Below are 25,336 nucleotides of genomic sequence, written 5' to 3'. Positions count from 1 at the left end.
TGTGAGCAAACTAACAGTGCTCAAGTTATTCCGATGCTGTGCGGAATCAACCCCCCAAAATGGGGAGTCAGCGTCTGCGAGCCGCCTTCGCCGTGAGGGCGACCAGCCCGGAGACGGCCAGCCCCACCAGCAGGACGGCCAGCATCGGCAGGGGATCGGGGCGCGGCCCGGCGATGAAGTGGATGCCGATCCCGATGAACAGCAGGCCGCCGAGCAGCGCGAACCAGTCCGTCGAGTGCCGCAGCCCGCGCCCGCGCTCCGGACGCCGCCCGTCATCCATGCCGCACCTCCACGTCGCCCATGCCTCCCTTGAGGTGCAGTTCGTACACCGGGGCCTGGGCCCCGCCGGCGTTCACGGGCTCCAGCACGGTGTGCAGGCTCAGCCCGGTGCCGCCGCGCGTGGACCGGCCGACCGTGATGTCGCCCACCCGGACCTCGGCGTCCACCTCGACCCGCGCCGTCGGCGGCACGATCACCTCCAACGTGCCGACCGCGATCGTCACGTTCAGCCGGGTACGGCTGCCGGGGGCCGCCTCGGTCTGCGTCAGGTCGAGGGTGGCGTCGCCGATGCCGACCTCGTACCGGTCCGCGAGGGCCTCGGTGGTGGTGGCCGGCGCCCAGGTGTAGGAGCCGACCCGGTTCGAGACGCCGTGCAGCGTGCCTCCGGCGATCAGCGCGAGGGCCACGATGGTGCCCGCGGCGATCAGTCCGATGCCCCGGCCGAACCAGGCGGTCACGAGCAGCCCCGCGCCGATCGTGATGAGCACCGCCCCTCCGACCACGGGAAGGTTCACCGCAGATCCGGACGGCTGGCTCGCCACCATGATTCCTCCAACGAGCATCGCGATGAGTAGGGTCACCGGCCCGACGAAGGAGCGCGGTCGTTTGCGGGGGGCGGTCGTCGCCACGGGAGCGCCGCCGTAGCCGCCCATGTCGTAGCCGTATGGGTCCTGCTCGGCGTACCTGGTGGGCGGGTTGTAGGGGCCGTGCGGGGCGAAGGCCTCCCGCCAGGCGTACGCCGAGGTCCGGGCCTCGGCGGCGAGGTCCTTCAGCCTGCGGAATCCGTCGTCCGGCCGCGGGGGAGCGGACGGCCGGGCGACCGGCGTCTCCTGCGTCGCGGGCTCAGGCGGTACGACCGGAGGTTCGTGGGCCAGAGACTCGGAGATAGGAGGCTCTGCGACAGGTGGCTTTGCGGCAGAAGGCCCAGCGACAGGAGGCTCTGCGATAGGAGGCTCGGGGACAGGGGGCTCAGCGATAGGAGGCTCAGCGATAGGAGCTTCGGGCACAGGAGCTTCGGCGACAGGAGGTTCAGCGACAGGAGCTTCGGTGGCGGCCGTCTCCCGCCCCCGCGAGCCGTACGCCGGATCATGGAACGGATACGGCCGCCCCACCGGCGTCTGCCCGCGCCGCCGCCGATACGACAGCCGTTCGGGCAGCGACCTGGCGACCGCGACCAGATCCACCCCCCGGCTCCGCGCCGCGAGCAACGCGATCGCGATCATCGTCCCGACCACGATCGTCCCCGGCCCGGTGCTGTCGGCGAACAGGTTCATCACCAGCCCGAACCCGAGCACCGCGGTCAGCAACGCCAGCACCGCCTGAGCGTCGATCACCCGGTTGGTCCACTGCTCCACGTACCCGGGCCCCCCGTCGGGGCTCCGCATCAGCAAAAACGCCGCGATATACAGGAAGAACCCGATACCGGAGCCGAGCACGAGCACGGCCATGCCGACCCGCACCAGCACGGGGTCGATCCCGGCGTACCGCCCGAGCCCCGCGCACACGCCGGTGAGCATGCGCCCCTCGTCGCTGCGGGCGAGGACGCCGCCGACGGCGTCGGGCGGCCGGGTGCCCGTTTCGGGAGGTGTCGCGCTCATGTCCCCTATCGTGCTCCCACCCGCCCCCCGAGGACATCGGGGACACCCCTGACCCACCCCCGAGCCATCAGGGCGGAAGTCAGGGCACGCCCTGATGCGCTTTTCCTCCCTCACATGTGACGATGCATGGAAGATGTCTGAGATGCCCACCGTCACCGAGGCCCCGTACCCCCGGCTGAGCCGCCCCGTCGAGGGCCGCCTGGTCGCCGGGGTCGCGCAGGGCGCGGCCGCCCAGCTGCGGCTCGACCCGGTCGTGCTGCGGCTGGCCTTCCTGCTGCTCACGATCGTCAGCGGTGTGGGCCTGGTCGCGTACGCGGCGCTGTGGATATTCACCCCCACGCAGCCGCACACCGGCCCCCGCCCCACCCGCGACTGGGGTCAGGTCGCCGCGTACGGCGCGATCGGCCTGGCCCTCAGCGCGTTCACCATGCTCACCGGCGCCTCCACCGGCGGCTTCGGCACGTGGGCGATCGCCGCCGTCGGCATCGGCGCCCTGGTCCTGTGGCAGCAGGCCGACACCGCGCGGCGCCAGCGCTGGATGAGCGGCGCGGTCCGCCAGGTGCGCCGCACCTGGGTGCGCACCGGCTTCGGCCTGCTGCTGGTCGTCGTCGGCGCCGCCGGCTTCCTGGCGGCCAGCGGCGAGCTGGCCGAGGCCCGCCCGGGCCTGGTGTTCACCGGCGTGGTGGTCGGCGGCATCGCCGTCATCGCCGCGCCGTGGATCACCGTGCTGGTCAAGGAGCTGCAGAACGAGCGTCGCGAGCGCATCCGCCAGGAGGAACGCGCGGAGGTGGCCGCGCACGTGCACGACTCGGTGCTGCACACGCTCACCCTGATCCAGCGCAACGCGCACGACCAGCGCGAGGTGCTGCGCCTGGCCCGCTCCCAGGAGCGGGAGCTGCGCAACTGGCTCTACCAGCCGAAGGCGGACGCCGACGCCACCGTCGCCGCCGCCGTACGCCGGGCCGCCGCCGAGGTGGAGGACGAGCACGGCGTGCCGATCGAGATCGTCTGCGTGGGAGACTGCGACCTGGAGCCGCGCCTGAACGCGCTCGTCCAGGCGGCCCGGCAGGCGATGGTCAACGCGACGAAATATTCTGGGGCATCCGTCGTGTCGGTCTACGCGGAGGTGGAGCCCGATGAGGTCACCGTCTTCGTCCGCGACCGAGGCAAGGGCTTCGACCTGGACGCCGTGCCCCCCGATCGCATGGGCATCCGCGAGTCGATCATCGGCCGGATGGAGCGCAACGGGGGGAGCGCCCGCGTGAAGACCGCCCCGGGCGAGGGGACCGAAGTGATGCTGACCATGAAGCGGGAGGAGCCATGACGACGAGGGTGTTGATCGTGGACGACCACCGGCTGTTCCGCTCCGGCGTGCGCGCCGAGCTGGGACCCGAGATCGAGGTCGTCGGCGAGGCCGAGGACGTGGACTCCGCGGTGGCGGCGATCGCCGAGCTGCAGCCGGACGTCGTCCTCCTCGACGTGCACATGCCGGGCGGCGGCGGCCAGGAGGTGCTGCGTCGCGTGCTCGGCCAGGGCTCGCAGGTGCGCTTCCTCGCCCTGTCGGTCTCCGACGCCGCCGAGGACGTCATCGGCGTCATCCGCGGCGGCGCCCGCGGCTACGTCACCAAGACCATCAGCGGCCGGGAGCTCACCGACGCGATCGTCCGCGTCGCCGACGGCGACGCCGTCTTCTCCCCGCGCCTGGCCGGCTTCGTCCTGGACGCCTTCGCCTCCACCGAGGCCCCGCCCATCGACCCCGAACTCGACTCCCTCACCCAGCGCGAACGCGAGGTCCTGCGCCTGATCGCCCGCGGTTACGCGTACAAGGAGATCGCCAAGGAGCTGTTCATCTCCGTCAAGACGGTGGAGACCCACGTCTCCTCGGTCCTGCGCAAACTCCAGCTCTCCAACCGTCACGAACTCTCCCGCTGGGCCACCGCCCGCCGCCTGGTCTGACCCGGCCGCGGCGAATCGAACGGATGAGGCGCGCGCTGCCGCGCATGCCCCGACCATGCGCCTTCCATGCGCTCGATTCCTAGCCTTTTCCTGTCCGTGGTCGGCTCAAGAGCGATCGAATAGGTCGCGTCACCGTCAAGGGCATCGCCTCGATATGAGGCGGTGCCCTTGACTCGTCTTCCCCCGGTACCGGCGGGGAGCGGTCGGCACAGGTTTCGGGATATCGATGCGGGAATTCCATGCCCTACGTTCTGCTGGGTTGCCAAATCATGGTCGGAACGGTTTTCCTGGCCTCGGTGGCCGGAAAGGTGCGGGGCCGCAGGGCCTACTCGGCCTTTCTCGCCGCGATCGGCGGGCTCGCGCCGGGCCTGCCGCCGTCGCGCCGCCAGGCGCTGGCCCCGCTGATGATCGCGGGGGAGTCGGCGGTGGCCGCCCTGTTGGCGGTGCCGGTCACGGCGCGGGCCGGATTCGTGGCCGCGGTCGTCCTGCTGGCCGTGTTCACGGTGGCGATCACGGCCGCCATACGGGCGCGGCGTCGGGTGTCCTGCGCCTGCTTCTGGGATTCGTCCGTGGCGGTGGGACCGGCCCAGCTGATTCGCAACGGGGTGCTGCTGGCCTGCTCGCTGACCGGCGCGGTGCTGGGGCCGGGTGCCTGGAGCGCGGCCCCGGAGCCGGGCGGGGTCGCGGCGGCGGCGCTGGCGGGCCTCGCCGGCGCGGGTCTGGTGATACTCACCGACGATATCGCCGCGTTATTTCGCCCGCTCGGGTGAGCATGCCCGCTCGAAACCCCGGATATGCCGTTGCCATGCGATCGGTCGTTACGTTGATGTGTGACACGAATTCCTGCTCCTCGCCGTCGGACAAGGGCGAGCGCAAGAAAGGAAAGACATGGCGAAGATCTGCATTGAATTGCCGAACAGTCTCGTGGCCACGGGGACGTGCGGGACCTTCAACGTCCCGCCCGTGCCGGGCTGGGACCGTCCGAAGGGCCATTATCAGAATCTCTGCGTCGATTTCGACGCGAAGAGATTCTGGATCGAGAAGGGGCGGGAAGTGACCTGCTAGGGATTCGTGAATCCGCCCCCGAGCTGACCGTGCTGATCCGAGCCGAAGGCGCCGTGCCCACGAAGCGGCACGGCGCCTTCGGCTCCGTCATCCATCGCCCGCCGAGGCATGACCGTCCTGTCCGGCCTGTCTGGAGTCCTTATGTCGATCTTCGTGGTTGTCGTTGGCGCCATCGGCGTACTGAACCTGGTGCTGACGCTGGGGGTGATCCGTCGGCTCCGCGCGCGCCACGACCCGCCGCCGAACCCGCCCACGCAACCGTCGCGCCTGAGCCCGGTGCGCGCGACCGGCGCACCCGTCGGCGCCTTCACCACCTGGACGTCGCAGGGAGAGCCGGTCTCCACCCGGTTCTTCGCCGACGGCATCACCCTGGTCGGTGCCTTCACCGAAGGATGCCCGGCATGCCAGGAGCAACTCCCCGCGTTCCTGGAACTGGCCCGGTCATTCTCCGGCGGACGCCAGCGAGCGCTCGTCCTGCTGGTGGGAGACCCCGAGGCCCTCGCGGACAAACACCGTCTCCTGGCCCCCATCGCCACGGTGGTCCACGAGCCTGAGCACGCCGGGCGCCTCGGTACGGCGCTGGGCATCAGGGCGTACCCCGCTTTCGCGATCATCGACGGCGACGGGGTGGTGCGCGCCTCCGGCGCGGAGATCGAAGAGTTGCTGCTCGCCCTGGTGGAGGTCTGAACCGTGCGCAGGATCCTGGAGGCCGTACGGCTCAGCTGGCAGGCCGGCCGCCTGTTCACCGCCCTTTTCGCGACGCTCACGCTGGTGGCCGCGTTCGTCCCGATCGTCGTCGCCTGGTTGACCAAACTCGTCCTGGACGCCATCACGTCCGGCGCGGGCATCGAGCCGATCGTCGTCCTGGGGCTCGTGCTGGCCGCCACCGGCGTGGTCGCGGCGGTGATTCCGCACATCGGCCACTTCGCCTCGCAGGAGACCCAGCGCCGGGTGGGACTGCTCGCCCAAGACCGGCTTTTCGCGGCCACGGAGAAGTTCGTGGGCATGGCCAGGTTCGAAGATCCGGTCTTCCTCAACCGCATGCAGATGGCCGTGCAGCACGGCGGCACCACCCCGGGCGTGGTGCTCTCCTCCGCGCTCTCCGTCGTCGCCGCCGTCATCACCGGACTGGGATTCCTCGGCTCGCTCCTGGTCGTCTCCCCCTGGATGCCGGTGCTGGTGCTCTCCTCCGCCGTCCCGATCCTCGGCATCGAACTCTGGCTGGCGGGCCGGCGCGCCTCGCTGTTCTGGCGGCTCAGCCCCATCGGGCGTCGCGAGTTCTTCTTCCGCGACCTGCTCATCAACACCCAGGCCGCGAAGGAGATCCGCCTGTTCGGCATCGGCGCCCACCTGCGCGCGCTCATGTCCTGTCAACGCCGCAAGGCCAACATCGAGAACCGGCGGCTGGACGTCCGCCAGCTCGGCGCCCAGGCGCTCACCGGAATCGGCGGCGCGGTGATCACCGGAGGCGCGCTGATCTGGGCGGTGCTGGCCGCCGCCGACGGCCGCATCAGCATCGGGGACATCTCCCTGCTGGTGGCCGCGGTGGGCGGAGTCCAGACGGCCGGACTGTCGCTGATCCAGTCAATCGCCCAGTCCCACCAGCAACTGCTGCTGTTCGACCACTATCTGGCCGTCCTGAACGCCGAACCCGATCTGCCCGTCGCCGCCCGTCCCACGGCGATCGCACCGCTCAAGGGAGCGATCGTCTTCGACGACGTGTGGTTCCGCTACTCTCCCGAGCACCCCTGGGTGCTGCGCGGCGTCAGCCTCACCATCCCGCAGGGCCGTACGGTGGGGCTGATCGGACACAACGGCGCGGGCAAGAGCACGCTGATCAAACTGTTGTGCCGGATGTACGACCCGGAACGCGGCGCCATCCGCTGGGACGGCGTCGACCTGCGAGACATCGATCCCGCCGAGTTGCGCGCCCGCATCGGCGCGGTCTTCCAGGACTACATGGAATACGACCTGACCGCCGCGGAGAACATCGGCCTCGGCGATCTCACCCGCCTGGGTGATCGCGGCCGGATCACCGCGGCCGCCACGGCGACCGGAGCTCACGACTTCATCACGCGGCTCCCGCACTCCTACGACACGTTGCTGTCGCGCGTCTTCTTCGCCGACGCCGACGATGACCCGGACAATGACCCGGACGATGACCCGGACGATGACCCGAACGAGACCGGTGACCGCGAGATCGGGGTCTGTCTGTCCGGAGGCCAGTGGCAGCGGCTGGCCCTCGCCCGCGCCTATCTCCGCGACGGACGCGACCTGATGATCCTGGACGAGCCGAGCTCCGGCCTGGACGCCGAGGCCGAGCACCAGATCCACCGCACGCTACGCGAGCATCGGCAGGGCAAGACGAACGTGCTCATCTCGCACCGGCTCAACACCGTCCGCGACGCCGATACGCTGATCGTGCTGGCGAACGGCAAGGTCGCGGAACAAGGAACGCATCGGCAGCTCATCGCCCGGGACGGCATCTACGCCGAGTTGTTCCGGACGCAGGCCGAAGGCTATGTGGAGGAGGCTCCTGTGTCGTTCGAGGAGGCCCTAAACCTGTTCCGCCGGCAGGCGGGTCTCTGACCAAATCAGGCGCACTGCGCACCTATGGTGCAAGTCCCCACGCTACGTGGGACGCTGATGAGTGAGGGAGGGGCCGGATGGGGCGAGACGTACCCGCGATCACCTTCAGCCATCAGGACCGGCGGCGCTACCGGGAGAAGGTGCGCCGCTGCCTGGACGTCTTCGCCCGCATGCTCCGCGAGGAGCGGTTCGAGGGGCACCGCCCGCTCGCCGGGCTGGAGATCGAGCTCAACCTGGTCGACGAGCGGGGCGAGCCGGCGATGAAGAACGCCGAGGTGCTCGACGCGATCGCGGAGCCGGACTGGGCGACCGAGCTGGGCCAGTTCAACATCGAGATCAACATCGAGCCGCAGGAGTTGACCGGCGACGGCCTGGCCGCCCTGGAGGAGACGATACGGCGACGCCTCAACCGGGCCGAGGAGCGGGCGGCGGGGGTCGGCGGTCACATGGTGCTGATCGGCATCCTGCCGACGCTGCGCGAGAGCGACGTCGACGAGGCGAAGCTGTCGGCCAATCCCCGGTACAAGCTGCTCAACGAGCAGATTTTCGCGGCGCGGGGCGAGGACCTGCACATCGCCGTCGACGGCGTCGAACGGCTGGACACCTACGCCGACAGCATCGCCCCCGAGGCCGCCTGCACCAGCCTGCAACTGCATCTGCAGGTGGCCCCCGCCGACTTCGCCGCCCACTGGAACGCCGCCCAGGCGATCGCCGGCGCGCAGGTGGCCGTGGCGGCGAACTCGCCGTACCTGTTCGGTGGGGAGCTGTGGCGCGAGACCCGGATCGTGCTGTTCGAGCAGGCCACCGATACCCGCGCGGAGGAGCTGAAGACCCAGGGCGTACGGCCTCGCGTCTGGTTCGGCGAACGCTGGATCACCTCGGTGTTCGACCTGTTCGAGGAGAACGTCCGCTACTTCCCCGCGCTTCTGCCGCTGTGCGACGACGAGGACCCCGAGCACGCCCTCGACCAGGGCCGGACCCCGCACCTGAACGAGCTCACCCTGCACAACGGCACGATCTACCGCTGGAATCGCCCGGTGTACGCGGTCGTCGACGGCCGCCCGCACCTGCGCGTCGAGAACCGCGTGCTCCCGGCCGGGCCCACCGTGGCCGACATCGTCGCCAACGCCGCGTTCTATTACGGCCTGATGCGCGTGCTGCCGTACGCCGAACGCCCGGTCTGGACGCGGATGTCGTTCTCGGCCGCCGCGGAGAACCTGCACAACGCCGCCCGCCACGGCCTCGACGCCAAGCTGTACTGGCCGGGCCTGGGCGAGGTCCCGGCCGCCGAACTGGTGCTGCGCCGCCTGCTGCCGCTGGCCCACGAGGGCCTGGCGGCGTTGGGCGTGGCCCCCGACCACCGCGACCGCCTGCTCGGCATCATCGAGCAGCGCTGCCTCACCGGACGCAACGGCGCCGCCTGGCAGACGCACACGGTGCGCTCCCTCGACACCGGCGACCGGCACGAGGCCCTGCGCCAGATGACGCTGCGCTACATCGAGTACATGCACAGGAATGAACCCGTGCACCTTTGGCCCCTTTGACAGTTGAATGTTGCGAAGTTCCCCCCATAGAAGGGGCGAATAGGTCACGATTTAACCGTGAAGCCACGTGGAATCGTCTCTCTGGTGATCGTGCTGGCTGCCGCGCTCACGGTCGCCTGCGCTCCGCTTCCCGGCTTCGAGGACATCTTGGGCTACGACGACAAGGGCGCCCAGACCGAGGAGCAGGCCGACCAGGCGTCGTCGGCCCGCGAGGGCGGCGCGATGACCCGCAAGTCGACCACCCTCGCGGGCGACAACTTCGCCGAGGACGTGGTGCTGGCGCGCACGCTGACCGAGCAGTACTGGCAGCAGCAGTTCGCGGCGGACGGGCGCGAGTACCGCCCCATCCAGCGGTTCGTCCCCTACGTGGGCGACAACGGCCCGAACTGCGGCGAGCAGCGGGCCACCCCGGACAACGCCTTCTACTGCCCGATCGGCCACTTCGTCGCCTTCGACGAACGCTGGCTGGAGGACCTGTACAACAAGATCGGCGACGGCGCCGTCTACGTGATCATCCCGCACGAGCTGGGCCACGCCGTACAGGCGCAGCTCACCACGGACTTCAAGTTCAACAAGGACCGCGAGCTGCAGGCCGACTGCTACGCCGGCAACGTGATCGGCTGGCTGGTGAAGGCCAACCGGCTCACCCAAGAGGACGGCGACGACCGCGAGCTGTTCAACAACCTCGCCGCCGCCGGAGACCCCACCGACGAATGGTGGCGCCCGGACGCGCACGGCACCGGCCCGCAGCGGCAGGAGGCCTTCCAGCGGGGCTACAAGCGCGGCATCGAGGCCTGCGCGGTGGCGGGAGACCCGCTTCCGGCCTGATGTGCGCTTGACTGGGGGCATGCTCGGCACCCTGGCGATCCTCACGACCGCGAACGTGCTCAACAACCGCGTCGCCCCCCGGCTCGCGCCGCTCACCTCCGCCACGGCCACCGTCGCCCTGATCGGCCTCGCCCGCCGCTCCGGCCTGTCCTGGCGGGAGCTGGGCTTCGAGCGGGGACGGCGCGGCGCGCTCCTCGGCGCGGCGCTCACGCTCGGCGGCGTCGTCCCGGTGTACGCGGTCGGCGTCGTCTGGCCGCGCACCCGCCCGCTCTTCCTCGACAAGCGGGCCCTGAGCCTCTCCCGCGCGCGCCTCGCCGAGGAGATCCTGCTGCAGGTGCCGATCGGCACCGTGCTGCTGGAGGAGGTCGGCTTCCGCGGCGTCGTGCACGGCCTGGTCGCCCGCTCGCACGGCCGGGCGGCGGCCACCGCGGTCTCCTCGGCCCTGTTCGGCCTGTGGCACGTGCTGCCCGCCCTCGACATGGCCCGCGCCAATTCCGCCCTCTCGGGTGAAACATTCATCGCCGATAACCAGAATTCGGCGGTACGGCGAGCCGTCGGCGCGGTCGCCGGAACGGTCGTGGCGACGGCCGCCGCGGGCGTGCTCTTGTGCGCTTTGCGGCGGCGCGGGGGCCTGCTGGCTCCGGCAATGCTGCACACGGCCACCAACTCGCTGGGATTTTTCGCCGCCCGAATCGCGCGCCGGTTGACCCGATAAATCGCGTACCCACGCAGAGCGACCGTTCCTATACATCACTTGAGCGCGCATAGGCAACCGTGGTTGAGTAAAAATCGTTTAAAGGTCCTCGCCGTGGTCCGGCACGGTCATGTCGGCGCGGCGACCACCTCCAATCCATGTCCCTTGTCGAAATGGAGTAGCACCCGCATGAAGTCCACAGGCCTAGTCCGAAGACTCGCCGCGGCCGGCGCCGGGGTGGCCGTGCTGGCCACCATGGCGATCGGCCTGACGGCCGGGTCGGCGTCGGCGAGCACCGCCGCGGCGGGCACCGCCGCGACGACCGCGGCCACGGGGGTCTACGCGACCACTCCCGTGGCCTCACCCAAGCACTTCAAGGGCGAGTGCCCGGTCGACGTCACCTTCACCTCGAAGATCAAGGTGAAGGTGAAGGGCAAGACGACCGTCGCCTACCGCTGGCTGCACGGCGACGGTTCCAAGAGCAAGGTCAAGACCTTGACCCTCCGGGGCAAGGGCACCAAGTACGTCACCGTGAAGGAGAAGTCGACCTTCAAGGAGGACGTCAAGGGCTGGCAGGCGCTGCAGGTGCTCGAGCCGCGCAAGACGACCACCAAGAAGGGCTACTTCTCGGTGTCGTGCGCCCCGTCCTTCCGTGACGAGGTCGAGCGGCCGAGCTTCGTCACGGCCTCCGTCGACGTGCCGGACTTCTCCGGCGTCTGCACGCCGTACAGCAAGGTCACGGCCGAGGGCCTGATCCGCGTCGGCAAGCCGACCTGGGTGAAGTACCGCTGGATCCACAACGGCGAGGTCGTCGACGACGGCGCGATCAAGGTCTACGGCGCCAAGAAGGTGTACTACACCTTCCACCCGCGCCACAGCCACAAGGGCTCGGTGAAGCTCGACATCGTGCGGCCGCGCCACGGCGACGATGACACCGACTTCTACACCGTGTGGTGCAAGAGGCCGGTCGAGCGCGACGAGCCCGTCAAGGCGTGGGCCTCGGCGAGCGGCGCGGGCGGCTACGTGGGCGCCTGCCCGGTCGAGCGCACCTTCACCGGCACGGTGAGCGCCAATGGCCGCGCGGTCGTGAAGTACCGCTGGGCCGGCCCCAACTACAACGGCCCGGTGCAGACCGTGTTCTTCGGCAAGCACGGCCCGAAGGCCAGGAGCGTGTCGGACGCGGTGACGTTCACCGAGAGCGGTGTGGCCAAGCGCTGGATCGAGATCCTCGACCCGAACCACGCGGTCTCCAACGTCGCCGTGGCGAGCGTCAAGTGCACCAAGCCCGCGCCGCCGCAGGCGAAGGTGACGGACGTCGACGTCAGCGCGTCGGCCGACAACACCACCTGCGCGAACGGCAAGGCCCCCGGCGTCAGCGTCAGCGGGACCATCGCGGTGAGCGGCCCGACCAAGGTCACCTACAGCTGGGTGGTGAACGGCCGGTCCGTCGAGGGCGGCACCATCGACGTGCAGCGGTTCGCCTCCGTCTCGCTCAAGGTGGACCCGGCGGCCCAGGGTGACACGACCACCGGCGCGGTGTCGCTGATCGTGACCTCCCCGAACCCGCAGAGGGGCGGCGCCCACTTCTCCTTCACCTGCCCGAACAAGGCGGCCACCGCCTGATCAGGCACGTGACCTCACGGCCCCGGCCGGCGCTCAGCCGGCCGGGGCCTTTTCCTTCGGTCCCGTCAGGCGGTCTCGACCACCTGGAACAGCTCCGCGTAGGACCCCTCGGGCAGCCCGTACGCCCTGGCGTTGGCGGCGAGCATGGCGCGTATGCGGTCCTCGATGTCGGCGCGGTGGCCGGTCTGGCTCTTGTGCGCGCGCAACGCCGCGATCTTGCGGTCGATCGTCGAGGTGACGTCCACGCAGTGGTTGTGGTTCGGCCCGCCCAGCCACACCTCACGCACCGTCCACGCCTCCAGCCCCTCCTCGGCGAGCAGCTCGGGGAAGGCGTAGGGGTTGCGCGCGTCGGGATAGACGGCGTCGAGCGTCGCCCCGCCGACCGCCCGGTGGTCCGGATGCCCCCGCCCGATCCGCTCGTAGTCGCGCTCCGGGCTCATCGTGATCACCCGGTCGGGCCGTACCTGCCGGATGACCCGGGCGATGTCCCGCCGCAGCCCGAGCGTGGGCTCCACCGTCCCGTCCGGGTACCCGAGGAACCGGATGTCGCTCACCCCCACGCACTCGGCCGCCGCCCGCTGCTCGGCCCGCCGCAGCTCGGCCATGCCGCCGTTGTCCACCTCCCGGTCGAACCCGCCGGCGTCCCCGTCGGTGACCACGCAGTAGACGACCTCGATGCCCTTGTCGGTGAATGTCGCGATCGTCCCGGCGGCGGAGAAATCGACGTCGTCGGGGTGGGCGACCACGGCGAGAACCTTGCGCACCTCAGCGTCATCCAGCACTTGGACCTCCCTCTTGCGGCAAGATAGCCGATTCGCAGCAGGTCGCCGGACTCGGCCTCCCATTCGAAAGAACTTTCGCGGAAGAAGTGGGGACTCCGGTGCCCGGCGGTCATAACCTAGGTGGGTGCCGACCGGAACTTCCCACCTCCTCGACGGACTCAACCCGCAGCAGCGCGAGGCCGTGCTGCATCACGGCTCGCCGCTGCTGATCATCGCGGGCGCGGGGTCCGGCAAGACGCGGGTGCTCACCCACCGCATCGCCTACCTGCTCGCCGAGCGCGACGTGCATCCCGGGGAGATCCTGGCGATCACGTTCACCAACAAGGCCGCCCGGGAGATGAAGGAGCGCGTCGACAGGCTGGTCGGCCCGCGTTCCAAGGCCATGTGGGTGATGACCTTCCACAGCGCGTGCGTGCGCATCCTGCGGCGGGAGGCCAAGCGGCTGGGCTTCACCGGCAGCTTCTCCATCTACGACCAGGCCGACTCCCAGCGGCTGATGGCGCTGGTCTGCCGCGAGCTCGACCTCGACCCCAAGCGCTACCCGCCGCGCTCGTTCTCCGCGCAGGTCAGCGCGATGAAGAACGAGCTGGTCGACTACGAGACGGCCGCCGACCGGGCCCGCACGCATCTGGAGAAGACCCTCGCCCAGGCGTACGCGTCCTACCAGCGCCGCCTCACCGAGGCCGGCGCGATGGACTTCGACGACCTGATCATGCTGACGGTCACGCTGTTCCAGCTCTTCCCCGACGTCGCCGAGCACTACAGGCGGCGGTTCCGGCACGTCATGGTGGACGAGTACCAGGACACCAACCACGCGCAGTACGTGCTGATCAGGGAGCTGGTCGGCCGCCCCGAGCGGCGTACCGTGGACGGCGATCTCGTCGGCGGGGACGGGCACGAGCCCGCCGAGGCCGTCGAGCCCGCCGAGCTGTGCGTCGTCGGCGACGCCGACCAGTCGATCTACGCCTTCCGCGGCGCGACGATCCGCAACATCCTGGAGTTCGAGCGCGACTACCCCGACGCGCGCACCATCATGCTGGAGCAGAACTACCGCTCCACCCAGACGATCCTGTCGGCCGCGAACGCGGTGATCTCCCGCAACGAGAGCCGCAAGCCCAAGAACCTGTGGTCCGACCAGGGCCCCGGCGCCAAGATCGTCGGCTTCGTCGCCGACAACGAGCACGACGAGGCCATGTTCGTGGCCCAGGAGGTCGACCGGCTCTCCGACGAGGAGGGGGTACGCCCCGGCGACGTGGCCGTCTTCTACCGGACGAACGCCGCCTCCCGGGTCTTCGAGGAGATCTTCATCCGGACCGGCCTGCCGTACAAGGTGGTCGGGGGCGTGCGCTTCTACGAGCGCAAGGAGGTCCGCGACCTGCTGGCCTACCTGCGGGTGCTCGCCAACCCCAGCGACACCGTGTCGCTGCGGCGCATCCTCAACGTGCCCAAGCGGGGCATCGGCGATCGGGCCGAGGCGATGGTGGAGGCGTACTCCGCGCGGGAACGGATCTCGTTCTGGGCGGCGTTGCAGCAGGCGCAGGACGTGCCCGGCCTCGCCACCCGGTCGCTCAACGCCATCAGGGACTTCACCGAGCTGCTTGAGGATCTGCGGCGCAAGGAGCTGCCGGTCTCCGAGCTGGCCGAGGAGGTGCTGAGCCGTACCGGGTATCGGGCCGAGCTGGAGAACTCCGACGACCCGCAGGACGGGAGCCGCCTGGAGAACCTCAACGAGCTGATCGCGGTGGCGCAGGAGTTCGAGGAGGCCAACCCCGACGGGACGCTCGTGGACTTCCTTGAGCAGGTGTCGCTGGTCGCCGACGCCGACCAGATCCCCGACGACCCCGACGGCGGGGACGGGCAGGGCGTCGTCACGCTGATGACGCTGCACACCGCGAAGGGGCTGGAGTTCCCGGTGGTGTTCCTCACCGGCCTGGAGGACGGCGTCTTCCCGCACCTGCGCTCGCTCGGCGAGCCGAAGGAGCTGGAGGAGGAGCGGCGTCTCGCCTACGTGGGCATCACCCGCGCGCAGCGGCGGCTGTACCTGTCGCGGGCGGCGGTGCGCAGCGCCTGGGGGGCGCCGTCGTTCAACCCCGCCTCGCGGTTCCTCTCCGAGGTGCCCGAGGACCTGGTCGAATGGCGTACGGACCCGCGCAAGACCGCCAAGGCGGCGGCCGTCGCCCGCGAGCCCCGCGCCGCCACGGCGGCGGCGCCGAAGCGGGCCGGCCGCCCGATCCCCAGCCTGGCGCCGGGCGACCGCGTCACGCACGACAAGTTCGGCCTCGGCACGGTCGTCGCCGTCGAGGGCGCGGGCGACAAGACCAGCGCGAAGATCGACTTTGGTGGCGGCGGGGTGAAGACCCTCCTGCTCACCTACGCCCCCATCGAGAAGCTCTGAACGAGGCAGGCCCCGGCGGACGACCGCCGGGGCCTGCGTCAGCTGGATCGGATCCTTTCCCTAGATTGGATCACTGCTCCAGCTTGAGACCCGCGTAGGGGTCGCCGAACGGAATGAGCGCCTGGCCGGAGAACTGCTCCGCCAGCTCCTCACCCGAGGCCAGGTCCTCGATGTCGATGACCTGCGCGGCGGGCGGCGCCTTCACCTGCGCCCTGGTGCCCCAGCCGCTGAAGCGGGTGTCGGAGGAGATGACCGCCTTGCCGACCTTCGGGTCGCTGGCCAGAACCAGCGACGTGGTGAAGCGGCGAGGCAACTGGTCCTTCGCGACCCAGAGCTTCCACGACACCTTGAGCGGCTTCTCGTCCTTCAGCAGCTCGGCCATGGCGCGCGCCTGCTCCGACACCTTGCCCAGTTGCCGCAGGCTGATGGCGCCCGTGTAGAGCACGGTCCGCGCACCCGCCACGCGGCCACCCGGCGTCTTGGACTTCGTCGTGGCGAGGACGGCCCTCAGCGCCTTCAGGTCAAGGGCGTTGACCATGTTCGCGAGGCCCATGGTCCTGGCCTGGGCCGGGTCCTGGGCTCGTTGCTCCGCACGTAGTAGTGCTTCCCGGTGGCGATGCTGTGCGCATCGAATTTCAGCTCGGAGCCCCTCAGCGAGGACTTCAGGCTGAAGGCGTTCACTCCGGCCGGCCCGAAACGCACCAGGCCCGACACGCGGCCACGCAGCAGGACGTCCCGGCCGATGGCCAGCCGCAGGGTGTCGTCGACGCGGACGCCGCTCTTCTTGGCGAACTGCTGCTTGATGGCGGCGGCCGGGTCGTGCGGCGCGGCCTGGGCGGCGGACGGCGTGGCCGCGGCGGCGACCAGGGCGGGCGCGATGAGGGTGGCCGCCACAACGGCGACGAATTTCTTCATGATGTCCTTTCGTGGTACGGCCCGCGCGGGGCCGTACCACTGTCCGAAATGAAATAGGAAGTGCCGATTGTCACTTCGAGGTGAGAATCGGCGATGTGAGCTCCGCCTCGGTCTCGCCGATCTGGATGATTTCGTCATCGGCCGGGGGCTTGATGCTCACCTTCGTGCCCCACGAGGTGAAACGGCTGTCCGTGGACAACTTCGCCTTCCCCGCCCCCAGCGCGGCCGGCGACCAGGAGGACACCACCCGCCGGGGGAGCCCGTCCGCGCCGACGTACAGCCGCCAGTCGAGCTTGGTACGTGCCAGTTTGGCGTCGGGCTTCACCAGCAGCGCGCCCCGCAGCCAGGGGGAGACCTTGTAGAGCCTGGCGATCGTGACCGTGCCGCTGTACACGGTGGTCTTCGATCCGTCCACCACGCCGCCCGGACGCTTGGACCTGCCGGCGGCCAGCAGGGTCTTGAGCGTGGCGGGCTCGGTGGGGTTGATCAGCTGGCCGAAGACGCCGAGCAGGCCCGTCGCCGGGCCCTTGTTCACCTCGACCCACGGCCGACCGGGGGGAAGCTCGGAGCGGAGCACGCCGCTGTTGATGTACGTCGTGTCGCCGATTTTGATGGTGCGCTCGGGCAGCGCGGCGAGCAGGGGGTTCTCGCTCAGATCGGCCGGGTCCACCCGGATGCGGGTGGTGAGCGTGCTGGCGACCACGCCGGAACGGCCGAACCGGAAGGATCCGGTCGTGGTCGCGACAAGCTGATTCTTCAGCTTCGTGCTTGACCTGTACTTCACGCCGCCATTCGCGGCAAACTGCTTGCGCAGCGCGTTCACCGGATTCGGTCCGACCGTATTCGACCGCGCGTGCGCGGCCGTCGCCGCCGCCGGCGCCGTCAACGCCGCGACGGCGACGCAGGCTAATCCCGCGATCAGACGTCTCATATTGGGGGGATCCCTTCGAATTCCCTCTCCCCGTCACGGAGGGCCGCCGGAAGTCTGCCGTACCAAGATCACGAAGCTATCTCAGAATGGCCAATACTGGCGTTATTTCAAACTTTGACGAAAAGCGAAGAATGACAGAATCGGCACCCGCAATCACACGGAGTTTCAGCCACGGATGTTCGCGGTCGCCAGGGTAGTGCCATAACGTGACAAACCACGCGAAGAGCCGGTCTTTTTCCCCGCTGCCTGCCGCGCCGCATCGCCCGCGCCGCCCTGGCGCCGTCGCCGCAGGTCGCCCGGACCGCCTTCGCCGCGGTTTCAACGCCGCGATCGTCCGGCGGACAGGCCAGAATGAACGGCATGGCATGGATCATCTTTGATTTCGCCGGCGTGATCGGGTTGCACCAGCCGCAAGCCGATCAGGACGCCATGGTCAAGGCGGCTCAGGGCCCGACGCCCGAGGAGTTCTGGGAGGCCTACTGGAACCACCGCGAGCAGTACGACGGAGCGCGGGTGACCGCCGAGGAATACTGGTCCACCGTGGCCCCGGCCGCAAATGTGCGTCGGCTGGTGAAACTGGACGTCGAGAGCTGGCTGCACCCCGACGAGGGAACCGTGCGGCTGCTCGACGACCTGTCCGAGCGCGGCCACAATCTGGCCCTGCTGTCCAATGCCCCGCTGGAACTCGCCGACGCCGTCGAGCGGCTGCCCTGGCTGGGCCGAATGGATCGCCTTTTCTTCAGCAGCCGCCTCGGCATGGTCAAGCCCGATCGGGAGATCTATCTGACCGTCGCCGCCGAACTCGGCGTGGAGCCCGCTGAATGCGTGTTCGTCGACGATCGGCCGGCCAACGTGGCGGGGGCGGAAGAGGCCGGCATGACCGGTGTCCTGTTCGAGGACGCGGCCTCGTTGCGGCGGCGACTTCTGCCGGCGGCAGGCTGAAAAGGCGGGGTAACACCTTCATATATATCGGCTCCCTCGCCACCCTGTGGTGTTACATAGATGCATGGGGTGGTTATGGGCCTTACGCCATCGCCTGGCAGGCCGATACGTCTTCTACCTCCTGGTGATCCTTTTTTCCGGCGCACTGCTTTGGGTGGCGCTTTACCCCGGCGCAAGGTGGTTGGCGGGGGATCTGAGCGGGATGGATCCTCCGGAGAAAGCTGAGATCATCAATGGAGCCCGGCAGACTCTCATCCAATCGCTGGGAATCTTCTCTTTGATCATCGCGGCCGGCGCCTACGTCGTGAACCGGCGCCAGCAACTCACCAGCCGGTTCAATGATGGTGTCTCGGCGATGTCGTCCACCGAAATGGTCAGGCGGATCGGGGGAATCAATGTGCTGGGCGAGATCCTCCGCGAATCGCCGGAGCAACACAACGCGGTGGTGTCGGCCATCACGGCCTTCGTCCGCGAGCGGACCCGTTCGCCCGCGGGGGCGGCGCGCGCGGGCAGGCCGGACGAGGACGTGGTGGCCGCCATGACGGTGCTCGCCACCCGCCCCGCGCGAACGGAGCCGGAGGGAATCCTCGATCTGAGCGCCACCGACTTGAGCGGCCTGCGACTCGCGCATGCCGGCCTCGCGCGGGCGAATTTCCGCGATGCCCGCCTGATCAATACCGATCTCAGCGGCGCGGACCTGCAGCACGCACTGCTCGACCGGACCGACCTGAGTGAGGCCATCCTCGACGGGGCCAACCTCTTGCGATGCTCGATGCGGCACACCGTGCTGAGAGACGCCCGTCTGGTCGCGACGAAACTGCCCAGGGCCGTCATCATCGATGCCGATCTGTGCGGGGCGACGCTCCACAGGGCCGACCTGACCGGGGCGTGGCTGCTCAACGCACGACTGGACGCCACCGACGTCGCGAGGACCATCATGGTGGACACCTGGCTCCGTGGCGATTTCCGGAACGTTCAAAACCTGAGCGAATCGCAACTGCTCGAGGCAAGGCCCGTGCACGACCTGAGAGTCGGGGATGGCCTGGCGGGGCATCCGCAACTTGTCGAACACCTGGGCCGCCACCGCATGATGGTGCCGCCGCCGGAACCTTTCTGACCGTGTGGTCACAGCGGGAGTTTGTTTTCCTCCCAATACTTCCACGCCAGGGCCAGGCAGGCTCTCCCCGCGGGAAGTGTCGTCGGCAGGTCTCGATGATAGGACACGGTCTCTTCATCGAACCGCAGACCTTGATATGGCCCGCGCCTGCCTCTGAGCGCGTACCGGAACCCTTTGAGAGGAGTCGCGCCCACGATCTTCCCCTCGTAGACCTCGCGCTGCATGTCGCGGAAAACCTTGTCGAATAGGCGTGCTTCGAAGACGCAGACGACGAGTATCTCCGGCTTCCAGGTCAGCGGGTAGAGCCCCAGCCCCAGATAATAGATCTTGGCCTCCCCCTCGGCGATCGCCTTGACGAGCGGGCTGTACTTCCGGGTCGCCGAGAAGTCGATGGCGGTCTTGTGCAGTTTGGGGCTGAGGACGTCCTCGGCGCCGAGAAACTCCTCCACATATTCACGAATGATCGTCGAACGAAGATCCAGTTCCGCGTCCAACGGCTCGGCCGTCTGCCCGGAGAACTGGAACTCCCCGGCCGGAACCACGTGGGTGGTTCCCATGGCCGTGGCCACTCCCGTGCGCTCGTGCAGGTAGAAGGTGGTCTCATTGTCCGAACGGCGGATGGTGAGGGTGTTGACCCCCGGAACCGCACATCGATTGCGGAGGTCGAACGGATCGTTCAGCCACTGACGATAGGGCCCGTCGATGGTCTGCCCCGAAGTGCGCGCGTAAGACAGGGCCGCCTCATAGCCGAGGGGTTCGCACGTGTCGTAGGCGTCGAAGTAGGTGCCCAGCGCGAAGCGTAGCGTGACCTCCTGTTGGGCCGGCTCCGCGTTCTGCGCGGCGCCGTGCGGCGCAACGTCCATCAGCCGGAAGGATCGGCCGTCGTACCACCTGCTGGGGCGGTGGTGCTCACCGACCGCCTGAGAATAGGACGGATGGGTGGTCCCCGGCACGGGCGGCCAATAGTGGGAGGTCGCCCTGCGTGCCTGGCTCAAGTCGTTCTGGGGCTTGATATCGAGTTCGAGGTGAACCCGGTCCAGCGGAAGGGGAGCGCCGGGGATCCAGCCGGGCTGGGTGAGCAACGGGACCTGCCGGCCCGCGAGACCATGATGCTCGATCGCCTTGGGAATCAGGTGTTTGGCGTTCAGGCCGATACTTCGGCGATTTTCGATGAATTGCTCGCTCGTGACGGTCCCTCGGGAGGGCCGTAAGTCGGGATTTCCGCCTTGTTCATGCATGCCCATCCCCTTTGCGTCGCCGCCGTCGCCGACAAGCCCGGTGCCATGCTTTTCCATGTAATCAAAACACGCACGCGGTCCCCGGCGAAACACCCGGCTGAACACCCGGCGAAACACCCGGCGAAACACTCCGCCGGGCTTCGGGCAGGAGGGGCGGGTCTCCCGCGTACGGCTAGCCTATGAGGAGCCGGTGCAAGGTTGGGCTGGGAGGTCGGCATGGGCGAAGCGGCTCTGGCGGGCGTTCGGGTGGTCATCGCCAAGGCGGGGCTGGACGGGCACGACCGGGGGGCGAAGATCGTCGCACGGGCGCTGCGGGACGCGGGCGTCGAGGTCATCTACACCGGGCTGCACCAGACGCCCGAGCAGATCGTTCGAGCGGCGATTCAGGAGGACGCGGCGGCGATCGGCCTGTCGATCCTCTCGGGAGCCCACATGACGCTGTTCGCGCGGGTACTGGACCTGCTGCGCGAGCAGCAGGCGGAGGACATCGTCGTGTTCGGCGGCGGGATCATCCCCGACGCCGACATCCCCGAGCTCGAACGGCTCGGCGTGGCGAAGGTCTTCACTCCGGGGGCCACGATGGAGGAGATCGTGGACTGGGTACGGTCCGCCATTCCGACGACGGTATGACATCGCCTTCGCTATCGTGACTTCGATCTCGTTATCAGGAAATCGACGTCGCTTTACTGCGCTGAGCGGTACCCCGTGCAGGGCAGGGGCAAGGCCGGAACCGTTGGGGCGCAGGTGAACGCGCGGGGCACACCGGGCGTAGGAGCCGGGAGTAGGAAGCCGGGCGTGGAAAACCGCTGCGAAAAACGCCGGCATCCTTCGTGACCGAGGCGACGCGTTGGCTGCGGGCAATCGGGACCCGATGCCTCTTCGTGGCGGCGCGGCGGCTAGGCTCACTGGCGAATACGCCAGGCTCCTGGCAGACACACCCCCCGGAGGGCGCGGCGGCCGAGCCTGGTTGACGACAAGGAAGTCAGCCGGACAAGCAAGGACGGACCCTCGTGGACCTGTTCGAACATCAAGCGAAGGAGCTCTTCGCGGAGTACGGCATCCCGGTGCCGCGCGGAAAGGTCGCGCACACCGCGGATGAGGCGCGTGCGCTGGCTGCGGAGCTGACCGGGCGGGTCGTGGTCAAGGCCCAGGTCAAGACCGGCGGCCGGGGCAAGGCGGGCGGTGTCAAGGTGGCCGACGACGCCGACGACGCCTACCAGAAGGCGACGCGGATCCTCGGCATGGACATCAAGGGCCACACGGTCCACAAGGTCCTCATCGAGGAGGCCAGCGCGATCGCCGAGGAGTACTACTTCTCGTTCCTGCTCGACCGTGCCAACCGTACGTTTCTGGCGATCTGCTCGGCATCGGGCGGCATGGACATCGAGGAGGTCGCCCACACCTCGCCGGAGAAGGTGGCGAAGATCCCGGTCAATCCGTTGACCGGCGTCGACCGCGCCCGCGCCCGCGACATCGCCAAGGCGGGCGGCCTGCCGGAGAAGGCCCTCGACGGCGCCGCCGAGCTCATCGAGAAGCTGTGGGCGGTCTTCGTCGACGAGGACGCCACCCTCGTCGAGGTCAACCCGATGATCCTCAGCGCGGACGGCGAGGTGAAGGCGCTCGACGGCAAGGTCACCCTCGACGACAACTCCTCCTTCCGCCAGCCCGAGCACGAGGCGTACGTGGACGCGGCGGCCACGGACCCGCTGGAGGCCAGGGCCAAGGAGAAGGACCTCAACTACGTCAAGCTCGACGGCACCGTCGGCATCATCGGCAACGGCGCGGGCCTGGTCATGTCCACCCTCGACGTCGTCGCGTACGCCGGCGAGGAGTACGGCGGGCAGCGGCCGGCCAACTTCCTCGACATCGGCGGCGGCGCCTCGGCCGAGGTGATGGCGAACGGCCTGGAGATCGTGCTGTCCGACCCGAGCGTGAAGTCGGTGTTCGTGAACGTCTTCGGCGGCATCACCGCCTGCGACGCGGTCGCCAACGGCATCGTGTCGGCGTTCAAGCTGCTCGGCGACCGGGGCGAGGCGGTGACGCACCCGCTGGTGGTGCGCCTCGACGGCAACAACGCCGCCCTCGGGCGGCAGATCCTCGCCGACGCGGCGCTGCCGCGCGTCGAGCTGGTGGACACAATGGACGAAGCGGCCAAGCGGGCCGCCGAGCTCGCCGCGGTAGGTGCATGATGGCCATCTGGCTGACCGAGAACAGCAAGATCATCGTCCAGGGCATGACCGGCTCGGAGGGGTCCAAGCACACCCGCCGCATGCTCAAGGCCGGCGCGAAGGTCGTCGGCGGCGTCAACGCCCGCAAGGCCGGGCAGAGCGTCGACTTCGACGGCACCACGCTGCCGGTGTACGGCACCGTGGCCGAGGCGATGCGGGAGACCGGCGCCGACGTCTCGGTGGTCTTCGTCCCGCCCGCGTTCACCAAGGACGCGGTGAAGGAGGCCATCGACGCCGCGATCGGCCTGTGCGTCGTCATCACCGAGGGCATCCCGATCCACGACACGACCGAGTTCTGGGCGTACAACGTGGCCAAGGGCAACAAGACCCGCATCATCGGCCCGAACTGCCCCGGCATCGCCTCCCCGGGCGCGTCCAACGCCGGCATTATCCCCGCCGACATCACCACCCCGGGCCCGGTCGGCCTGGTGTCCAAGTCCGGCACGCTCACCTACCAGCTCATGTACGAGCTGCGCGACGTCGGCTTCTCCACCTGCGTCGGCATCGGCGGCGACCCGGTCATCGGCACCACCCACATCGACGCCCTGGAGGCCTTCGAGGCCGACCCGGCCACCAAGGCGATCGTGATGATCGGCGAGATCGGCGGCGACGCCGAGGAGCGCGCCGCGGCGTACATCGAACAGCACGTCACCAAGCCGGTGGTCGCCTACGTGGCCGGCTTCACCGCCCCCGAGGGCAAGACCATGGGCCACGCCGGCGCCATCGTCTCCGGCTCCGCCGGCACCGCCCAGGCCAAGAAGGAGGCCCTGGAGAAGGTCGGCGTCCGCGTCGGCAAGACCCCCAGCGAGACCGCCCGCCTCATGCGCGAGGTCATGCAGTCCCGCTGACCCGCTTCACCGCATCCCGCGTGCCGGGACCGCGCGGAACACCTTGTCCGCGCGGTCCCGGCATCGGTGTTTTTCCGCCCCCTGCGGCCCTGGCCATATCTCCGGCTTCGCGGGAGCATGCCTGCGAAAGGAGCGGCTTCGCCGCGGTCCGCAGGCGTCATCGAACAACAAGGGGCTCCACCGTGGGAATGCGACCGGATCCGTCCGCCGAGCGCCGGCTAGAGGACCTCATCGAACGGCACGCCGCCCGAGGTCCCGCGGAGGCGACGCCCGACCGGATTCTCATCAAAGGCGGCTCGGTGCTGTCGATGGACGGCGACGTGGGCGATCTCGCCGCAGGCGACGTGCTGATCGTCGGGGACCGCATCGCCGAGGTCGGGTCCTCCATATCCGCGCCGGACGCGGTCGTCATCGACGCGCGCGACCACATCGTCATGCCGGGCTTCTGCGACCCGCACATCCACTGCTGGCAGGGGGCGCTCGGCCGGATCATCCCGGAGAACCTCCAGCAGCCCACCACCGGGGACCCCTTCCGCGACGCCCCGACCTCGTCCCGCGGCTACATGTACGCCGCCCACCGGGCGTTCGGCCCGGCGTGCCGTCCCGAGGACATCTACGCGGGCACCCTGAACACCCTGCTGTCCGCCCTCAACGGCGGAATCACCACGGTCGTCGACAACATGCACAACGCCCGCTCACCCGAGCACGCCGACGCCGCCGTCGAGGCGCTGCGCGCATCCGGGCTCAGGGGCGTGCTCGCCGTCGGCCGCCCCCGCGCGGGCGACTGGGCGGGCACCTTCCCTGCGGACGCCCGCCGTCTGCGGGACCGGTACTTCTCCAGCGACGACGACCTGTGCGCGCTGCGCCTGTTCGCGGGCGGCTCCGACGACCTCACCGACCTCCTGCCCGTCCGCAGGGAACTCGACCTGTGGTTCTCCTTCGACAGCGGATTCGGCCGGCAGAACATCGCGCAACTGTACGCGGACGGCTCCCTCGACGGTCGGGAGGCGATCAACCACGGGAACTTCCTCACCCGTGAACAGCGGCAGATCGTCATCGACAACGGGGCACAGGTGAACGTGTGCCCCCGCATCGAATCCCAATTCCGGTACGGCTACGTTCCGTACAACGACTGGGTCGAACAGGGCCTGCGGCCGGCCCTGAGCAACGACGACCCGATGACCTACGCGATCGACATGTTCGCCGAAATGCGCGCGCTCTACCTGCTCCATCGCGCCGACCACCACCGCTCCGGAAGCCCTTCGCCGACGCTGCGGGAGATCCTGCGGTCCGCCACGCGACAGGGCGCGAACAACTGCGGCGTCGGGAACATCACGGGCTCCCTCACCCCGGGCAAGAAGGCCGACGTCATCCTCATCGACACCTCGGCGCCGCATCTGTTCCCCCGCAACAACGTGCTCGCCACGGTCGTGCAGGGCGCGGGCGTGGAATCCGTCACCACGGTGCTGGTGAACGGCCGCATCATCAAATGGGACGGCCGCCTGCTCGGCGTCGACTTGGACGCGCTCCGCCGCCGCGTCGAGGAATCCCGCGACTACCTGCTCAACGCGGTCGACTGGCCCCACGCCCCCATCGACTTCGACGACTAGCCACCACCCGTTCCCGAGGAGAAGGGAGGGGCGTTTCGCGGGGGTCCGTTGGACAAACGGGGCGACACGCGGCGCGGGTGTGTGGATGGAGGGCCGGGGCTGAGGACATCAGGTACACGGCGTCTCCCCGCCGTACGACCAGTCGCCAGCCCCC

General features: G+C 69.2%; 24 protein-coding genes. 17 read left to right on the top strand and 7 right to left on the bottom strand.

Annotated elements, in window-relative coordinates; translation table 11 throughout:
- Window positions 1-67: 67 nt before the first annotated feature.
- Entirely contained in the window at window positions 68-280 is a 213-nt protein-coding gene (locus tag AB0K60_RS34840; protein WP_364065138.1) for a hypothetical protein, read from the bottom strand.
- A complete protein-coding gene (locus tag AB0K60_RS34835; protein WP_364065135.1) occupies window positions 273-1,877 on the bottom strand; it encodes a PspC domain-containing protein in 1,605 nt (534 codons plus the stop codon). Before AB0K60_RS34835 ends, AB0K60_RS34840 begins: the two co-directional genes overlap by 8 nt.
- 133 nt (window positions 1,878-2,010) lie before the next feature.
- On the opposite strand from AB0K60_RS34835, the gene AB0K60_RS34830 reads away from it, so the two are divergent.
- The 10 genes from AB0K60_RS34830 (at window position 2,011) to AB0K60_RS34785 (ending at window position 12,176) form a co-directional block, all read left to right on the top strand.
- Window positions 2,011-3,201: a PspC domain-containing protein gene (locus tag AB0K60_RS34830; RefSeq protein ID WP_364065132.1), complete on the top strand. Its 1,191-nt coding sequence runs from the start codon at window positions 2,011-2,013 to the stop codon at window positions 3,199-3,201.
- Complete coding sequence (locus tag AB0K60_RS34825) at window positions 3,198-3,833, top strand: response regulator transcription factor (RefSeq protein WP_364065129.1); 636 nt, start codon at window positions 3,198-3,200, stop codon at window positions 3,831-3,833. Before AB0K60_RS34830 ends, AB0K60_RS34825 begins: the two co-directional genes overlap by 4 nt.
- 239 nt (window positions 3,834-4,072) lie before the next feature.
- Complete coding sequence (locus tag AB0K60_RS34820) at window positions 4,073-4,603, top strand: MauE/DoxX family redox-associated membrane protein (protein WP_364065126.1); 531 nt, start codon at window positions 4,073-4,075, stop codon at window positions 4,601-4,603.
- Window positions 4,604-4,721: 118 nt separating this feature from the next.
- Window positions 4,722-4,898, top strand: coding sequence for a hypothetical protein (locus AB0K60_RS34815; RefSeq protein WP_364065124.1), 177 nt, complete (start codon window positions 4,722-4,724; stop codon window positions 4,896-4,898).
- Window positions 4,899-5,051: 153 nt separating this feature from the next.
- On the top strand, window positions 5,052-5,585 hold the full coding sequence (locus AB0K60_RS34810; protein ID WP_364065121.1) for a redoxin family protein: 534 nt from the start codon (window positions 5,052-5,054) through the stop codon (window positions 5,583-5,585).
- A gap of 3 nt (window positions 5,586-5,588) precedes the next feature.
- Entirely contained in the window at window positions 5,589-7,487 is a 1,899-nt protein-coding gene (locus tag AB0K60_RS34805) for an ABC transporter ATP-binding protein (protein WP_364065119.1), read from the top strand.
- A gap of 77 nt (window positions 7,488-7,564) precedes the next feature.
- On the top strand, window positions 7,565-9,031 hold the full coding sequence (locus AB0K60_RS34800; RefSeq protein WP_364065117.1) for a glutamate--cysteine ligase: 1,467 nt from the start codon (window positions 7,565-7,567) through the stop codon (window positions 9,029-9,031).
- 57 nt (window positions 9,032-9,088) lie between these two features.
- Window positions 9,089-9,859, top strand: a complete 771-nt coding sequence (locus AB0K60_RS34795; RefSeq protein ID WP_364065114.1) for a neutral zinc metallopeptidase — start codon at window positions 9,089-9,091, stop codon at window positions 9,857-9,859.
- A gap of 19 nt (window positions 9,860-9,878) precedes the next feature.
- Complete coding sequence (locus AB0K60_RS34790) at window positions 9,879-10,574, top strand: CPBP family intramembrane glutamic endopeptidase (protein ID WP_364065112.1); 696 nt, start codon at window positions 9,879-9,881, stop codon at window positions 10,572-10,574.
- 168 nt (window positions 10,575-10,742) lie between these two features.
- Window positions 10,743-12,176 carry a hypothetical protein gene (locus AB0K60_RS34785; RefSeq protein ID WP_364065110.1) on the top strand — a complete coding sequence of 478 codons (1,434 nt, stop codon included), beginning with the start codon at window positions 10,743-10,745 and terminating at the stop codon, window positions 12,174-12,176.
- A gap of 65 nt (window positions 12,177-12,241) precedes the next feature.
- Here AB0K60_RS34785 and AB0K60_RS34780 read toward each other — a convergent pair whose 3' ends face one another.
- The gene (locus tag AB0K60_RS34780; RefSeq protein ID WP_364065107.1) at window positions 12,242-12,958 is read right to left on the bottom strand and encodes a PIG-L deacetylase family protein; all 717 of its coding nucleotides are present in this window, start codon (window positions 12,956-12,958) and stop codon (window positions 12,242-12,244) included.
- Between the two features lie 124 nt (window positions 12,959-13,082).
- Here AB0K60_RS34780 and pcrA point away from each other — a divergent pair, with 124 nt between their 5' ends.
- Window positions 13,083-15,353 carry a DNA helicase PcrA gene (gene pcrA, locus AB0K60_RS34775; RefSeq protein WP_364065104.1) on the top strand — a complete coding sequence of 757 codons (2,271 nt, stop codon included), beginning with the start codon at window positions 13,083-13,085 and terminating at the stop codon, window positions 15,351-15,353.
- Between the two features lie 70 nt (window positions 15,354-15,423).
- On the opposite strand, the gene AB0K60_RS34770 is transcribed toward pcrA, so the two are convergent.
- The 3 genes from AB0K60_RS34770 to AB0K60_RS34760 all read right to left on the bottom strand — a co-directional run bounded on the left by AB0K60_RS34770 (window position 15,424) and on the right by AB0K60_RS34760 (window position 17,199).
- On the bottom strand, window positions 15,424-15,891 hold the full coding sequence (locus AB0K60_RS34770; RefSeq protein WP_364065101.1) for a hypothetical protein: 468 nt from the start codon (window positions 15,889-15,891) through the stop codon (window positions 15,424-15,426).
- Window positions 15,870-16,268 carry a hypothetical protein gene (locus AB0K60_RS34765; protein WP_364065099.1) on the bottom strand — a complete coding sequence of 133 codons (399 nt, stop codon included), beginning with the start codon at window positions 16,266-16,268 and terminating at the stop codon, window positions 15,870-15,872. The genes AB0K60_RS34770 and AB0K60_RS34765 overlap by 22 nt, the downstream gene beginning before the upstream one ends.
- A gap of 70 nt (window positions 16,269-16,338) precedes the next feature.
- Window positions 16,339-17,199 carry a hypothetical protein gene (locus AB0K60_RS34760; protein WP_364065097.1) on the bottom strand — a complete coding sequence of 287 codons (861 nt, stop codon included), beginning with the start codon at window positions 17,197-17,199 and terminating at the stop codon, window positions 16,339-16,341.
- 360 nt (window positions 17,200-17,559) lie between these two features.
- On the opposite strand from AB0K60_RS34760, the gene AB0K60_RS34755 reads away from it, so the two are divergent.
- Both AB0K60_RS34755 and AB0K60_RS34750 read left to right on the top strand, forming a co-directional pair.
- Window positions 17,560-18,141, top strand: a complete 582-nt coding sequence (locus tag AB0K60_RS34755) for an HAD family phosphatase (protein WP_364065095.1) — start codon at window positions 17,560-17,562, stop codon at window positions 18,139-18,141.
- A gap of 124 nt (window positions 18,142-18,265) precedes the next feature.
- Entirely contained in the window at window positions 18,266-19,258 is a 993-nt protein-coding gene (locus AB0K60_RS34750) for a pentapeptide repeat-containing protein (protein WP_364065092.1), read from the top strand.
- Between the two features lie 8 nt (window positions 19,259-19,266).
- On the opposite strand, the gene AB0K60_RS34745 is transcribed toward AB0K60_RS34750, so the two are convergent.
- The gene (locus AB0K60_RS34745; protein ID WP_364065090.1) at window positions 19,267-20,553 is read right to left on the bottom strand and encodes a hypothetical protein; all 1,287 of its coding nucleotides are present in this window, start codon (window positions 20,551-20,553) and stop codon (window positions 19,267-19,269) included.
- A 159-nt stretch (window positions 20,554-20,712) separates the two neighbouring features.
- Here AB0K60_RS34745 and AB0K60_RS34740 point away from each other — a divergent pair, with 159 nt between their 5' ends.
- The 4 genes from AB0K60_RS34740 (at window position 20,713) to AB0K60_RS34725 (ending at window position 25,182) form a co-directional block, all read left to right on the top strand.
- Window positions 20,713-21,126: a cobalamin B12-binding domain-containing protein gene (locus tag AB0K60_RS34740; RefSeq protein WP_364065088.1), complete on the top strand. Its 414-nt coding sequence runs from the start codon at window positions 20,713-20,715 to the stop codon at window positions 21,124-21,126.
- A gap of 380 nt (window positions 21,127-21,506) precedes the next feature.
- Complete coding sequence (gene sucC / locus AB0K60_RS34735) at window positions 21,507-22,685, top strand: ADP-forming succinate--CoA ligase subunit beta (RefSeq protein ID WP_364065085.1); 1,179 nt, start codon at window positions 21,507-21,509, stop codon at window positions 22,683-22,685.
- Window positions 22,685-23,572, top strand: a complete 888-nt coding sequence (sucD, locus tag AB0K60_RS34730; RefSeq protein ID WP_364065188.1) for a succinate--CoA ligase subunit alpha — start codon at window positions 22,685-22,687, stop codon at window positions 23,570-23,572. Before sucC ends, sucD begins: the two co-directional genes overlap by 1 nt.
- 188 nt (window positions 23,573-23,760) lie before the next feature.
- Window positions 23,761-25,182 carry an amidohydrolase family protein gene (locus AB0K60_RS34725; protein ID WP_364065186.1) on the top strand — a complete coding sequence of 474 codons (1,422 nt, stop codon included), beginning with the start codon at window positions 23,761-23,763 and terminating at the stop codon, window positions 25,180-25,182.
- Window positions 25,183-25,336 lie beyond the last annotated feature (154 nt).

The sequence above is a fragment of the Thermopolyspora sp. NPDC052614 genome (assembly GCF_040678635.1).
Taxonomy (GTDB): domain Bacteria; phylum Actinomycetota; class Actinomycetes; order Streptosporangiales; family Streptosporangiaceae; genus Thermopolyspora.
The sequence above is the reverse complement of the archived record's forward strand: the minus strand, read 5'-3'. Positions and strand labels throughout refer to the sequence as shown.